Raw genomic sequence first — 14,415 nt, 5'->3', positions numbered from 1 at the left:
ATTCACTTTTTTTCACTTTTTTCGCTAAAAACGGGATGTATGCCGCCGCGCGACAGATTATTCACAAAATGTAAACAGAAATCTTTTACGGGGGAATGGAGACACCCGCTTACTTCGACTGCGCTCAGCACAGGCTCCGGCGGGCACGACAAGTCGGGAGGTGCCGTGTAAGGTGATGCCGGAACGGGGTCCGGCATGACATTATAAGGAGGCCGGGGTGACATTGCAAAAAAAAACTACTTTCGGACGATTATACGCCGTGGGTTTTCGCCTTGTACATGCAGAAAATACACACCGTTGTTCACGCTAGAGAGCCAAACCGTCTCGCCCTTGGATGCTCGACCCGAAAGTACGCGCTTTCCTTTCAAGTCAAACATGGCGTACGCAACGTCACTATCACGGACAACCGTAAAGTTCAAGCCACCTTCACCCATAGAAATTTTCGAAGGTCTAACCATAGCAAACGCCGGGAATTTCGTTGATGGACCCTCCGCTCCAGGAATCAACCCAACAGCAAGCCTGTACAGGAAATCAAACGCCTTATTTTGTACAGAATCTGCAAAAACAATTTCCTCACCGTCTTTACCTGTACGAGTCGCATCGTAGAACTCGTGCTTCAGCCCATAGCCCTCAGGATTGTAGAATTCATGATAGACTTTGTTCCAAGTCAAAACAGAATCGATAAAGTAGCTACCATAAAGCGTCGGCGTATGGACCTCCAGATGAATAGCGCCTAAAACAATACTGTATTCATCCGAAATATTGTCGCGCATCATTTTATCGGCCTCAGTCATAGCGTAGCCCACCTTATACGGCATCACGTAATCGGAATCGCCATGCGCGAGGAATACGGGTACCTTGCTATTCTTGAGAATCGACGGATCGTGAATACCTCCCCAGAGCGCTACCACGCCATTCGCAACGCCACTAGCCCCTCTAGGCCCATACCTGTCCAGTCCACCTAGCGGAATGGTATCGTAGACATACTTACTTTGTTCATCGGAATACATCTTGACGTATTGCGCACCTTCATTCAAATAACTCGGAAAATCCTTTTCGTCAAGAGCATAGATGTTTTCAAGGCCAAGCAGAGCACCGGCACTGTTCCCGAGTATATATATTTTATTCGTATCAATACGGAGAGCCTTTGCATTCGTCCTTAAATAACGGATAGCGGCATTCACGTCCTGGACACTTTTGTAGACCGTGCGCGCAAAATCCACACTATCAATAACAAATGTTTCTTTGCGGCTAGACATCAGAACACCCAGACGGTATTCCAACGATGCCGTCACAAAGCCACGAGCAGCAAGAGAATCCACATAGGCGACCGCCTTCTGGTCAAACGAGGTCTTGGTCCCCGCCACAAAGGCGCCACCATGACAAACTAACACCGCCGCCCTATTTTCAGCTTCATCTCCTTCAGGTTCATAAATATCCATCTCTAGCGGCCTGAAACTCACCCCCTCTTCACTGTACATATAGAACATCGGATGGACATTAAACATGTTCATCAGCGACGTCAATTCATTGTAGTACGACTTGTCCAGAAACGGGACACTATCGGCAACAGTCACCGTTGTAGGCAAGCTCGCTTCAAACAGGCGGTCTTTGTAGCGAACCCCATCTGCGGCAAAAGCATAAACACCGCACAGCAGTGCGGCCAAATACAGGTTGATTTTCATAGCCCCTCTCCTGTTTTGACGGATTTTAGCAAGATTAAATTATCTTTTTGGCAAAGCAAAGTCAAGAAAAAATTCCCGCGATGCAAATCACGGGATTCTCAAATTTTCCGATTCCGGCACATGTCCGGAATTACAGATCATTAATTGGCAGGCTTGCAACCGTTCGGATATTCATCCGTGAGGCATTCCTGTTCTTCGAGCGGATCGCCTTCCTTGTAGGTGGACCAGTCATCGTGCCACTTGTAACGGTTATCCTTGGTCTTGTTGATTCTCGTCATATAATGGTCGATGAGGTACTGCGGGCATTCCACTTCTTCCCAGTGGTAGGTCGGATTGTCTGCAGCCATGTACCAGTCGGCAAACCAGTGGCAGCCACGGAGCAAGTTCGGGAAACCGGCGTTTCCGAATGCGGCATCGCACATATCCTTTACGCATTCCTGGTACTTTTCAAGAGTGTTGTCGTAACCGAGCTTGCTCTGGCATTCCGTGAGGAAGCCGCCAAAGCCTGCGCCCCAGTTCACGTTAGCACCGTTTACCTGGACAGAGAGGGCATCGAATGCGCCAACACCGCCACCCGGCACCATCAAGTCAAACTGGCCAACTTCCACATCGTGACCGATGTTGGACGTCATCACGACAATGTGCTTGCCCTTAAGAGCCTTGTGTGTTGCCTTCGCTGCATTGTTAGCACTTGCATCCTTGAAGCTACCATCGTACTGGAGATGGAAGCACTTGCCGCAGGTCGTCTGGGAACCAGGACCAGCCACATAGGCGTAAGAGAGATTTTCATTCACGGCGATAGGAGCCATGTCCGTACAAGTGAACACGCCCTTTTCCTTAGCATTGCCACAAGCGTTGTTCGTGCCTTCAAAGCCATACCAGTACTGCTGAACAGCATGGCCAAGCGTAAAGGTCGGAACTTCAACGTCGTGGATGTTGCAGTTACGGGCAGTCGTCATGCCCTTCTCATAAGATTCCTGCGTAGTCGTATCGGTCTTGCCTTCCTGGCCATTGCTAATCCAGGAGCAGTGCGGCTTACAGGCATCCCAATAGCGGCTGTTCCAGCCCTTATTTCCGTTGCTCAGGATGTCCTTCGTGTATTCCGCAGGAGGCGGGCCGTAAGATTCGATAGTCGGGAAACCATCGGGGCCAATTTCAGAATTGCCGCTGCTAGAGCTTTCGGCAGCCGAAGACTCAGGAATTCCACTAGACATCGGATTCACAGACGAACTAGACTGAGCTGAATTAACACTGGAGCTGGACACCGGATTCGGGCCAACAACAGAGCTTGAAGACTGATCAGAACCGCCGCTTAAGCCAGTATCGGTAGAGCTCGATCCCGGATTCGATGCACCTGCGCTAGAGCTGCTTTCACCACCCGGAGTAAAGTTCGCTTCGCAACGCAGCAAAGCTTGAAGATCGACGTTGGACAAAATAACTTCACCAGTGGTCAAATCCAAAATGTTGCCGACGCCATCGTAAACGCCAACAGGATTATCCACAACGTCCGTGACTTTGTTATCATCGCCAATAATCCAGTAGGAATTGCCCACTTCAAGGAGCTTGCCCGGATGGGTAAGCGTCATTGCAGAGCAAATATCCGACGGGCCAGGACCTACTGGCGGCAGTGGATCATCAGAGCAGGCGCTGAACATCGAAAAAGCGCCCGCAGCAATTAAAGAACTCGTTAAAATTTTTTTCATATTTTTCCTTTTCACACCTTCGTTTAAAATTAGATTTTCTCGCAACAAAATGCACAAAAAAAAGCTTTTTGAAAGCAGATATGTGAGTTAGGACAAAAAAAGGCCGCACTTGTGTGCAAGCCTTTTTAGCAATTAGGAGTTAGGAATTCGGAATTAGGAATTAAAGCGAAACTAATTCCCAATTCATCATTCCGCATTCCGAATTAATCTCTGAACTTCACCTGCTTGGTGCCGGCGACGACTTCACCGATCTGCGTCCACTTTTCACCCTTAGCTTCGAGGTGAGCAACGACTTCAGCCTTGTCAGCCGGGTCGATGAAGATGAGCATGCCCATGCCCATGTTGAACGTGGAGTACATTTCGTCCTTTTCGACAGAGCCAGCCTGCTGGATGAGCTTGAAGATCATCGGAGGATCCCACGTGGTGCGGTCGATAATCACGTCAACATCGTCCGGGAGGATACGCGGGATGTTGCCCTGGTAGCCCGAACCTGTGATGTGGGCAAGGCCCTGGATCTTCTTCTTGTTGCAGAGGTCGATGAGGCTCGGGTAGTAGCTGCGATGCGGAGTTGCAAGAGCTTCGCCGATGGACTTGTCCATGCCATCGACCATGGTGTCTACCTTGTAGCCGGCCACGTCAAAGAGAACCTTACGGGCAAGAGAATAGCCGTTTGTATGGAGACCGGTGGACGGGAGACCGAGGATGATCGTACCCGGCTTGATCTTCTTACCGTCGATGATGTTTTCGCGTTCCACGACACCCACGATCGTACCGGAGATATCGTAGTCACCCGGACCATAGAAGCCCGGCATTTCAGCAGTTTCGCCACCGATCAAGACGAGGTCGTTTTCGCGGCAGGCCTTGGCCATACCGGCGACGAGCTTGTCCATGACACCCGGTTCCAGGCGGCCCGTAGCCACATAGTCGAGGAAGAACAGCGGACGTGCGCCCTGAACGAGGATATCGTCACAGCAGTGGTTCACGATGTCCTGGCCCGGCAGTTCGTGCGTGCCCATTTCGATATCGACCTTGAGCTTGGTGCCCACGCCATCGACGGAACTCACGAGGACAGGGTCCTTCATGCCGAGGTGGTTCAGCGTGAACAGGCCACCGAAGTTGCCCACGTCGCCGAGAACGCCCTGGTTGAAAGTGGTACGGACGGACTTCTTGACACCGACCATTGCCTCATCGGCACGTGCCAAGGAAACTCCTGCGTCTGCGTAATTCATCTTTTTTCCTTTGCCCTACGAGCGGGCAGCGATTTGGCCCTATTTACGGGCACTTTGTTTTTCATCAATATTTCTGAGCGCATCAAGGATGAGGCTTGTCGTATCCGTCATCTGGTTGATGTTTACTACATCGGGCATCACGTGCGTATCCAGCTTGAACAAGGTTTCGTCGCCCCACGAAAGCATCTTTTCGAGAGCGTCCGGACCTGCAAGCTTGCCGCACTTGGCACAGCAAATTCGACCTTCCTGGAAGGCAATAAAGCCCGATTCTCCAGCACATTCGAAAATGACCGTCCCGGTGATATGGCTCTTTTCCATCGTCTGCGCAAAATCAATAAACGGAAGAACCTTCGCCGAAGCCAGAAGCGACAAACGTTCAAATTCATCGAACGCCTCGTTCTTTGCACGGAGGCGGTTCGCCATCACCTTGTAAAGGTAAACCACAACACTCGGATTCTTATCCAAGAACTTCACAAATTCCGCTTTCGGGATATGAAGCACCGTGCAATTGTCTTCAGCAGCAATAACCGTATTTGCAGTAGGCTCGTTACACAGGATAGACATCTCGCCAAAACAGGAGCCGCTTTCCAAAGTCGTCAGCATGCTGTAATGGCCATCCGGCAAAATCTGTCCACAAATAATGGCGCGACCGCTCTGCAATACGCAGAAGCTGTCGCCTTCGACTCCACCCTGGAGAATGATCTCGCCAGCATCGTATTCGCGGATCTGCGCATTCAAAAGCAGAAAGTCCGCATAATCTCTCGGAACCAGTTGCAAGAACGGTACACCAAGATCATACTGAGCAGCGATCCAATCTCCAATACCTGTGTGTGACATCATACGCTAAAAATTATAGATATTTCTGTACCATTTGTAAGTGGTGTCGATGGAATTTACCCCCGGAACCGTGCCTTTTATGCATTTCGTAAGATTCCACAGGAGTTCTGCCGGCCGCGTGATCGCCCCTTCGTAAAAATCGTTGCCTGTTCCGGGTCCCTTGCGACCGTCATTCTGGAAAACCTTCTTCTCCCTGAACGCCCTGATGTTTTTCACGCGAGGTTCAAGCGCCAAAATTTCATCTGCCGTTGCAAACATCGACGGATTGACCCAGACATCGACGCTATCGGCAAGCGCATAGACTTCTTCGAACGAGAACGTGAGTTCACGGGATGTATCGGAAGCCCACACATAGCAGCCCCCCGCATCACGGACCAGGTTCGCCGTAAAGCTGTTGCCGCCGGACGCATGCCACACACCGCCGTAGGACATACCAGCGAGAACTTTAGGACAATGTTCAGACGAATGACGAGAGACGAGAGACGAGAGGGAGTCTGTAGAAGCAATCAATGCCTTTAGCGTTTCGTATTTATTCTTCTCTTGTTTGTAAATTGAATCGGCAAGCGGGCGGACGCCGAACAGGATTCCATACAACTTAATCCATTCCAGCTTTGCAAGCGGAGTATTCTCTTGCCACTCGGACGTAAGCATCAACGGCAAGTTCGTACGTGCAATTTGTTCATAGTTGTCATAGTCGCCGCCTGTCGTAAAGTCAAGCACCAAGTCCAGATTCAGCGCCATCAGCTTTTCCAAGGCGCCCGCATCATAACCGACACTGGCCACGGCCCCCTGTTTTGCACGTTCATACAGAACACTATCTACAATGTACTGTCCGTCCGAAACGCCGACAATGTTATCCCGGAGTCCAAGCCTGAGCATGTACCCCACCTGCGAAGTCGAGAGCGCCGCCACGCGCTTAAGCGGCACTCGCAGTACAACCGCCGCCTGCCAATCATCCGGGAACCCTCGACGGCGCAAATCCATCCCGAGAGAAGCCTCCGCAGAATCCATCATCACGTACTTGTGGACAAGCGTGTCTTTGCCGACCACGGAACGCACAACAGCCACATCCACCCCGCACAGCTTACCCATCGAGAAAAAGTCGCTTTCGACAGGTTCGAACAGGACATCCTTATCGCACTTCGCCCCCGGAGATTTTACCTGCAAATCGTTCGACGCATCACGGCATCCCGATACCGTCAAGGCGCCATAAAGAACCACAAGAGGTAAAAAAACAAACCTCAGCCCTCGGAACGAATGACTAAAAAGCCTTAATTCCTTGATTTTCAACAATCTATCGTAAAATTTCATGCACAAAACCCGAAGATAATGTATTTTATTGTTTGACTAAATATCTCTTTTTCTGAGATTCCTATTAGGAGAGAGCCTTTATGAAGACAAAAATAGCCTCTTTGTGCTTAGCTGCGGTGTTTAGCATTCTTGCATTTGCCACAAATTCATCCGCTGCCGACGACGGTTTCTACGACAAGGACCACATCCGCGGTTTCGTTTCTTTAGGCGGAGATTTCCGCGGCATGCTCCCTGGATTCCACGACTACATTAACGACGTCGCATTTGCCTACGGCTCGCTCAGATACAGATCGGACTCCACCATCTACCAACCGACCAAGGCCCCCAAGTACAGCAAGTTCAACAAGTTCTATCCAGGACTCCAGTTCAATGTCGGTGCACAGTACAAGCAGTTCATGACCTGGATCAACTTCAACTTCATGTTGACGCAGATTTCTGAACGCCCGTCGTCCTCTATCGCGGCCGTAGATACAAGCGGTAATGCGGTAAAATTCCCCCTCTATGATGCACGCTGGTTCAGCTACGGTGCCGACTGGATGTTCGGCTGGAAGATTCTCGGCGAAGACGCGTTCTTCAACTTGATTCCGGCCGTGGGTATTGGCTTTAACATGATGAATATCCACTTTACATCCAACTACCTGCTTACGAGTCTCGATTCCAAGGAAGACGTCATCATGCGTGACCGCTATTACAGCACCATGTCCGCTTCGTTCAATGCAGAACTTGAAGCCCGCCTTCAGTTTGAGCAGTTCTCCATCGGAATCTACGGCGGCTACCGCGCAGTGCGCTACAACGACATCAAGGTCGAAGGCACAAACCTCTATACAACATCATTTGACACCGACAACGATGGCGACACCTGGTTTGTGGGTCTCCGCATCGGCTGGACATTCCGCAGCCCCTGGGAAAAGAAGCAACTGGACAAGATCTAGTCTGAACAAAAATTGCTAACCGAGCCTCGCCAACGCGGGGCTTTTTCTGTATCCGTTTTTCCCATAGCCCGTTTTCTCCTTATGCGCAACCGGTTCATCAAGCGAGGCCATGACCTTCTGCAAATACGTTTTCCAGATGTTTGAATTTTCTGGCTGCGGATTATACGGCAACATGAACAAATTCTTTTCAGCGGCACGTTTGGGCGGATACATCTCGGCCACCTCTTCCATAGCGACATAATAACCGCTGAGTTCCCGAAGACCAGGATCCGTTTTCCAGTAAATTGGCGTATCCCCCTTCAAGTATTCAAAATTCCAGCCAAGAAGAAGCATCGGCACACCTTCCCTCTTGAGGCGTTCCGGCAACGTCGAATACTGCCCTTGCGTACTCAGCAGCACAAGGACATCGATCTTATGGTAATACGCGTAAAGATAAGCGTCTTCAACAAGCTGCATATTCGGCCCCATTTTATCGACATCCTTAGCCGCATTGTAATGCACTTCGAACCCCGCTAGCGTAAGCTGTTTTTCAAGGCGATCCTGCCCATCGCCAAACGAGGACTCCGCTTTGTCGAAATGCCTCACGTACGGATGGTAGTAATGCGCCTCGACCTCGACAGGGCAGCCCTCCCGGCCCAAAAGCTTCATGGCATAATCGCGCACCCAGCCCTTGAGCGCCCTGAAGTCCAGGCGGGAATGGTACTTGTGGTGCTTCAGGTAATATTCATTGACCTTCTTAAGCGTGTAGCCATCCAAAAAGAATCCAACACGCAATACAGACAACTTGCTCGGCATAAAACCTCCTGATATGTTAAAGAGCGTCTACTCTATTAACACGCTTTTTTGCCGAGTTTATCCCCCATGTTTTTTGATAAAAATTTTAAACAATATGGAATCTAGTCATTGGTCAATGGTCATTAGTTTTTATCCTACTTCCGACCATTCACTTCCTACTGTCTACTTCCTACAGCCTACTCTTAAATCAGCTTGCGGTCGGTGAGATCGTCAACGAGCGACCCGGGCATCCACTTCTTGAGCTTCTGGTAATCCGGGTCATCGAGCTTTTTGCGCTGTTCGGCGGACTTTGCTTCGTCTCCGGCGTCGTGGTAAATGCGGATGAGGTTCAGGACGGAGCACCAGTAGCGAATGGACTTGCCCGTGCGCTCGAGGTAGTCGGCAGCGCTCTTCTCGTAAATGGAGGCCGCCTCATCATAGCGTTTCAGCCTGTAAAGCATGTCCGCCTTAATCTGGAGCATTACCGGATGGTCCGGGGCCTTCTTGAGTCCGCGTTCAGCAAGCGAAAGCCCCGTCTTGTAGTCCTTGCGGTCGTAGTGCATCCAGATGAGCGGCGTCAAGAAGAGCGGCCAGAACTTGGCCGAGCGCAATGAGCCGGAATCGAGAATTTTGAGGTATGCCTCGCGATTGTCCGACTTGAACGGAAGCCAGCCGAAGCTGTTATCGACATAGTAGGCGTAAATCGCATAGAAGGCCTTCGATTCATAATCCTTGGCATCTTCAAACTGGCTTGCGGCCGAGCGCGTCTGCATGGCGCCCTTGACAGAGTGCCCCGTCTCCGTGAGCACATAGCCAATCTCAAAATTGCGAAGTGCATCCCAGAGGCCCTCGGCCTTGCAGGTTTCGAGATTCTTCGCGGCTACCTTGAGCGATGTGGTATCGCCCTTGTCGTCGTACATGCTCACGCGGATGATGTTCTGGAATACGCAACCGACGCCATCATTTTCAAGGCGAAGCTTGCGAGCCAGGTTGAATGCTTCAACGTAGTTGAGTTCCATCGTCTTCTGCGTCACCTTTTCGGCAAGTTCGTTCTGCGCCGGAGAAAGAGCAAAAGAAAGCTCGTCGGCAAACGAGATGCCGGCGACAAGAAAGATCAAGGCAAATAATCTAGATAGCATTAAAAGGTAATCTAGAAACTTTTGATACAGCGCACCACCTTCCACTTTGGAATAAGGCAAAGCTTGTCTAATGATATAAAAAAATGTATAAATACAATAGATGTTAATAGGAAGTAAACATTTTATTAACAATCTATCAAGAAATTTCTAGTTAAGTGGTTGTCAGAAGAGAAGTTACAAAAATTCAGGCGCCACAACTACTTTTTTCGACGGAGGCCACCATGAAGATGTTCCATAAAACTCAAACTGCGGCTCTCTATTATTTACTCCATACTGGATTCCAGTCCTTCAAGGAGCGGATCAAAGACGAGCTGACCTCCACTAGCGGCATCAACCTCGAAGATGTCATGGACGATTCGAACCTTTACGTTTATTACCAGCAAGGCGAATCGGCGGACTTCGTGGCGGCCTGCATCGCAGCGAACTGCTAATTTCTCTCTCTAATCCGGATTTACCGGTCTTCCTCATAAAAAAGGACCCTGGGGCTTAGCCACAGGGTTCCTTTTTTTTCGAGAAATGATGGATCCCCTCACTTCGTTCGAGGATGACGAGTGCTATAGCAAGACTTGACTGGATCCTTCGGGCTTTGCCCTCAGGATGACGAGAGCAACACTCGCCTTCTGAGTTGTCTTCGCTTCGCGAAGGATGACGCAGTGCGTTACTTCTTTTTCTTGGACTTGGCGGCTTCCTTCGCCTTGTCCTGACGTTCACAGGCCGTCACGACTTCGAACTTGCCCTTCTTCACGGTTATGATCTTCGTATTGGCGTTTGCACCACGGCGGAACTTGATGTCACCGTAAATGCCCTTGAAGTCCTTGGTCGCATTAATGTAATGCGTCATGTCGTCATCTTTGCCCGTGACAGCAGCAAGCGCAGTAAAGATGATGTTTGCTGCATCGTAGCTGAGACCGCTTACTTTATCTTCACCCGGTTCAACTCCCCAGCGCGCTGTAAAGTCCTTCACGAAGTTCGTGTAAGCAGTATTTCCTTTGTTCATATCGAGATCAGGAACACTGAAATAGGAGCCTTCGACAAGGCGCTTGCCCTGGATCAGAAGTTCACGGCCATACCAGCCAGAAGTTCCGAGATACGTGCCGGAGACCTTGTTGAATGCGGCCTGGCTAACCATGGCACCAGCATCGGCCGGATTTGTCGCCGGGATAAAGAGGCCCGGGATTTCGACGGTCGAGTCGGCGAGGTAGAGCTTACGATCACGCGGATTCACGGTATTCAAGTCGCTCAGGCCCTTAGCAATGTTGCGACGGCGGTTTTCCTGATTGAAGCGGACATCGCGCATGAGGTTGAATTCCGTCTTGTAGTCCGGGCGGCCTTCTTCGTAATTGCGGAAGCCGACCACATCGCCGCCACGGCGTTCGACAGCCTTGGTAAAGCTTTCGGACATCGCCGTTCCAAAGTCACCAAGCGGACTCATCACGCCAAACTCGCGGATGTCGAGACACTTGATCGCAAAGTCTGCAATGGTCTGGGCAAGGATGTCCATGGTGAGGTTCACCTGGAAGATGTTCGGGCCAAGCTTTGCGATGCCGGCATCCGTTGCAGTCGGGGTAAGCATCGGCACATGCTGGAAGTTCGCACCAAGCCATGCGGCGACAGATGTCGCCGGAGCACTCATGATAGGTCCGATAATGGCAATGATGCTGTCCTGGTTCACAGCGCGCTGCGTACGCATGAGGGCAATCGCCGCATCAGCATGCGTATCCTGGAAAATGATGTTCACCTTGCCCTTGAGGTCCGCCTGTTCGTAGGCGAGGAGGGAACCCTGCACAGCGGCGGCACCGAATTCAGCGAAGTCACCAGAAAGCGGAGCAAGCACGAGCACAGTCGGAAGACCTGCGCCAAGACCTTCAAGAGCGCTTATGCCTTTCTTGGCGGTCTTCTGCAAGCTTTCGGAAGAAGTCGTCCTGAGGACCTTCTTGTACCAGTACCTGGCAGCGCGGTAGCGCTTGGCATTCTGACATTCTCGACCGATCTGGAGCTGCATCCAGCCCATGACTTCACGATCGACAGGATACTTTTCAAGGAGAGACTGGAGCTGGTCAGCCGTGAGGAGAGATGCCGCCAGAGTCTGGATGACGACGTCTTTTGCACGAGACCTTGCAGCCGGGTTGGTTGAATAGGAAAGCACACGGAGCATCGCTTCGACGCCATCGAACACGGAACCCTTTTCGACATCGATAACTGCGCGGGCAAGTTCCATGCGTTCACGGTAAGCGGACTTCACATGATATTCCAGGAAGCGGGAAACGACATCGTAAGCATCGTCCTTCTTGTCTGTACGGAGATAGCACTCCGCAAGCATGACCGCAGCCTTTTCTCCTTCAATCTTGCGGAAAGAAGAACTGTATATCTTTTGCAGCGGGACAATCGCATCCGAGCAGCGGCCGCTCTTGACCACGGACTTTACCTTTTCGACATCGTCCTGTGCAAACGCCGCAGTAGAAATGACCGCAGCCAAAAATAGGGGAAACAAGCGATTCATATTTAAACCTCGCCGGTCTTACTGGAAGCTTTCGGCGGCCTCCTGGATGACAGAATGTTCTTTCTTGATTTGCTTTTGAAGAGATTCGGGGAGCTTAGACCAATCGACAACATCAACACGGAACGGAAGTCCGCTTTCGACAAAAGCCTTTTCCACCGAAGTCATGTCATCAAGGGAAATAGGGGAATCCGAGATGACAGCCAATTCCAAATCCGTATCCGGGGTCAAATCCACTCCCGTGACACGCGTACCGTACGCCCAGACTTCAAAGCCCTCAAAATGGAGGCCAAGTATTCTCTGTACGGTTTCCAACTGATCCGTTTCTAAGCAAAGAGTCATAGTTCCCTAAAATATAGTTAATGTATTTTGGCACTGAATGACACTACAGCCTATCAGGTACAAAACGGAGGAACCAGACCTCTGTATCGCTACCGATTCGGACCGGGGGACCCCAGGAATCGACACCGCTGGAAACAAGCCACTTGACCTGATCCAGTTCACCAATACCGTAGGCGAGGCGCCAGAACCAGTCAATAAACACCGTCCCCGGGAAGAACTGGCCATTGTGCGTGTGCCCGGACATGGCAAAGTCGGGACGGCGGCCAAGGTGGTCCTCTCCGATACCGCGCGGCTGGTGATCGAGGAGAAGCCAGGGGAGTTTAGATTCTTCGGATACAGGACGCAAGTCAAAAAGCGGTTTGCGTTCGACATCGCGAATTTTGGCAACGTTGTGGTCTATACGGCCGGTAATGCAAGCAAACGGCGTACAGACGGTGGAGTCTTCCAGCACGACGAAACCGTTGTTCTGCATCCACTTTTTAAAGTCGCTGCCTTCGCGTTCGAGGAACCCTTCGTGATTCCCGTCGATGGCAATGGCGGCCGTCTTGGCAGTTGCAGCAAGCTTTTGCACCAGGAAGTCGTATTCCCAGGCAGAGAGCGTCGAATCCACGACATCCGAGAAGTCACCGCCAAACAGCACCAGGTCCGGGTGGAGGCTATCGGATACATGCACGATGCGTTCCATCTTTTCGCGCTTGAAAAGCGGGTCGATGTGGAGGTCGCTAAAGAAGACCGCCGTAAATTCCTTTTCCGTCGGGACGGCAATCTTGAATTCGCGAACATGGAAATTGTCGTTTGCGCCTGTGCCTGCAATGCGGAAGATCACCGTCAGGAGTACAGAAACAAAGAGCAAAAGTCTCGCCACCGAAATAGCGACGCGCTGGTCGAGCGGCTTTTTCACGATCGCACGACGGATTCCGCGAACAATCCACCAGAGGATATAAAAGAAAAGCGCCTCGGCAAGCCAGACGGCAAAGAAGGACATGCCAAGCGATGCAAAATAACTTGTTCTAAACAAGAAGCAGACGGGGAGGAGGATCACCGAGATTCCGGCAATGACGCTTCCCTTGATTCCAGGCGCCACCATCCTGACATTAAAGAACAGGAAGAATACACCGAAGATGAGTATGAAGAAAAAGATCATTTCAGTTTCGCTTTAATAAGTGAAAGGACATCGTTGTGGACTTCGTCGGGAGTGCGGTCAGCATCGACGACGCTCACGCAATCGCTATAATCGCGGCCTGCGGCGAGGTAACCTTCGCGGACGCGCTCGAAAAATTCGGCCTTTTCGCTTTCAAGGCGGTCGGGGGTGCCACCGCGAGTCGCCATGCGTTTGCGGCTTGCTTCAACAGTCAAGTCAAGAACTACAGTGAGTTCCGGGAAGCAACCGCCGCACGTGAGTTCCGTGAGACGCTGGACTTTATCGGCACCAAGCCCACGGGCGTAACCCTGGTAGGCAAAAGTGCTCCACGCAAAACGGTCGGCGATGACGATGTTCCCTGCATCGAGCGCGGGTTGAATGATTTCGTGAATCACCTGGGCACGGGCGGCATTGTACAGCAAAAGTTCGGTATCGTCTGCCATGATGCCCTTGAAAGCGGGGTCGAGCAAGAGTTCGCGAATGCGTTCGGAAATTTTCGCACCACCGGGTTCACGCAGCCTCACGACCTTGTGGCCTTCGGATTCCAGCACACGGACAAGCATGTCAATTTGCGTGGACTTTCCGGAACCGTCAATGCCTTCGAGGCTGAAAAAATTCTTCGCAGTTTTCATAAGAACAAATATGCAAAAATTTTAGCCCATCCTGGCGCAAGCGCCAATGGCTTTTTCTTATTTCATAAAAGTACATCATGCGGGCGGGACCCCAGCTCGGAGTTGACGCCTACGGCGTCAGCGGCTTCACTCGGTTATGCCGGTCTGCAAGCAGCCCGTCGCAACACTCGTTTTGCACGCTACTGCGAAGAAA

13 protein-coding genes are annotated in these 14,415 nt (G+C 51.1%); 2 read left to right on the top strand and 11 right to left on the bottom strand.

The window, feature by feature from the left end:
* Positions 1–236: 236 nt before the first annotated feature.
* From ACJMM9_RS10185 to ACJMM9_RS10165, 5 genes are all read right to left on the bottom strand, one after another.
* The gene (locus ACJMM9_RS10185) at positions 237–1,685 is read right to left on the bottom strand and encodes a carboxylesterase family protein (RefSeq protein ID WP_405326365.1); all 1,449 of its coding nucleotides are present in this window, start codon (positions 1,683–1,685) and stop codon (positions 237–239) included.
* Positions 1,686–1,825: 140 nt separating this feature from the next.
* A complete protein-coding gene (locus ACJMM9_RS10180; protein ID WP_405326362.1) occupies positions 1,826–3,388 on the bottom strand; it encodes a glycosyl hydrolase family 5 in 1,563 nt (520 codons plus the stop codon).
* Between the two features lie 203 nt (positions 3,389–3,591).
* Positions 3,592–4,617: a phosphoribosylformylglycinamidine cyclo-ligase gene (purM, locus tag ACJMM9_RS10175; RefSeq protein ID WP_088641550.1), complete on the bottom strand. Its 1,026-nt coding sequence runs from the start codon at positions 4,615–4,617 to the stop codon at positions 3,592–3,594.
* Between the two features lie 39 nt (positions 4,618–4,656).
* On the bottom strand, positions 4,657–5,457 hold the full coding sequence (locus tag ACJMM9_RS10170) for a cyclic nucleotide-binding domain-containing protein (RefSeq protein WP_088641551.1): 801 nt from the start codon (positions 5,455–5,457) through the stop codon (positions 4,657–4,659).
* 3 nt (positions 5,458–5,460) lie between these two features.
* Positions 5,461–6,765 carry an ABC transporter substrate-binding protein gene (locus ACJMM9_RS10165; RefSeq protein ID WP_405326358.1) on the bottom strand — a complete coding sequence of 435 codons (1,305 nt, stop codon included), beginning with the start codon at positions 6,763–6,765 and terminating at the stop codon, positions 5,461–5,463.
* A gap of 80 nt (positions 6,766–6,845) precedes the next feature.
* Between ACJMM9_RS10165 and ACJMM9_RS10160 the strand changes: the two genes are divergently transcribed.
* Positions 6,846–7,697, top strand: coding sequence for a hypothetical protein (locus ACJMM9_RS10160; protein ID WP_405326355.1), 852 nt, complete (start codon positions 6,846–6,848; stop codon positions 7,695–7,697).
* A 15-nt stretch (positions 7,698–7,712) separates the two neighbouring features.
* Here the strand turns inward: ACJMM9_RS10160 and ACJMM9_RS10155 are convergent, their stop codons facing one another.
* Both ACJMM9_RS10155 and ACJMM9_RS10150 read right to left on the bottom strand, forming a co-directional pair.
* Complete coding sequence (locus tag ACJMM9_RS10155) at positions 7,713–8,492, bottom strand: NYN domain-containing protein (protein WP_405326352.1); 780 nt, start codon at positions 8,490–8,492, stop codon at positions 7,713–7,715.
* 182 nt (positions 8,493–8,674) lie between these two features.
* Entirely contained in the window at positions 8,675–9,610 is a 936-nt protein-coding gene (locus ACJMM9_RS10150; protein ID WP_405326349.1) for a tetratricopeptide repeat protein, read from the bottom strand.
* A gap of 221 nt (positions 9,611–9,831) precedes the next feature.
* Between ACJMM9_RS10150 and ACJMM9_RS10145 the strand changes: the two genes are divergently transcribed.
* Positions 9,832–10,041 carry a hypothetical protein gene (locus tag ACJMM9_RS10145; protein ID WP_405326345.1) on the top strand — a complete coding sequence of 70 codons (210 nt, stop codon included), beginning with the start codon at positions 9,832–9,834 and terminating at the stop codon, positions 10,039–10,041.
* Between the two features lie 227 nt (positions 10,042–10,268).
* Here the strand turns inward: ACJMM9_RS10145 and ACJMM9_RS10140 are convergent, their stop codons facing one another.
* Genes ACJMM9_RS10140 through tmk form a run of 4 tightly spaced genes read right to left on the bottom strand, consistent with a single transcriptional unit; the run spans position 10,269 to position 14,222 of the window.
* Positions 10,269–12,110 carry an ABC transporter substrate-binding protein gene (locus ACJMM9_RS10140; protein WP_405326342.1) on the bottom strand — a complete coding sequence of 614 codons (1,842 nt, stop codon included), beginning with the start codon at positions 12,108–12,110 and terminating at the stop codon, positions 10,269–10,271.
* A gap of 18 nt (positions 12,111–12,128) precedes the next feature.
* A complete protein-coding gene (locus ACJMM9_RS10135; RefSeq protein ID WP_088641559.1) occupies positions 12,129–12,449 on the bottom strand; it encodes a nucleotidyltransferase family protein in 321 nt (106 codons plus the stop codon).
* 43 nt (positions 12,450–12,492) lie between these two features.
* Positions 12,493–13,593 (bottom strand): metallophosphoesterase, encoded by a 1,101-nt coding sequence (locus ACJMM9_RS10130; protein ID WP_405326338.1) that lies wholly within the window; start codon positions 13,591–13,593, stop codon positions 12,493–12,495.
* On the bottom strand, positions 13,590–14,222 hold the full coding sequence (gene tmk, locus ACJMM9_RS10125) for a dTMP kinase (protein ID WP_405326335.1): 633 nt from the start codon (positions 14,220–14,222) through the stop codon (positions 13,590–13,592). The genes ACJMM9_RS10130 and tmk overlap by 4 nt, the downstream gene beginning before the upstream one ends.
* Positions 14,223–14,415 lie beyond the last annotated feature (193 nt).

It is taken from the genome of Fibrobacter sp. (assembly GCF_045112255.1).
Classification (GTDB): domain Bacteria; phylum Fibrobacterota; class Fibrobacteria; order Fibrobacterales; family Fibrobacteraceae; genus Fibrobacter.
This window is presented reverse-complemented; position numbering and strand designations above follow the sequence as displayed.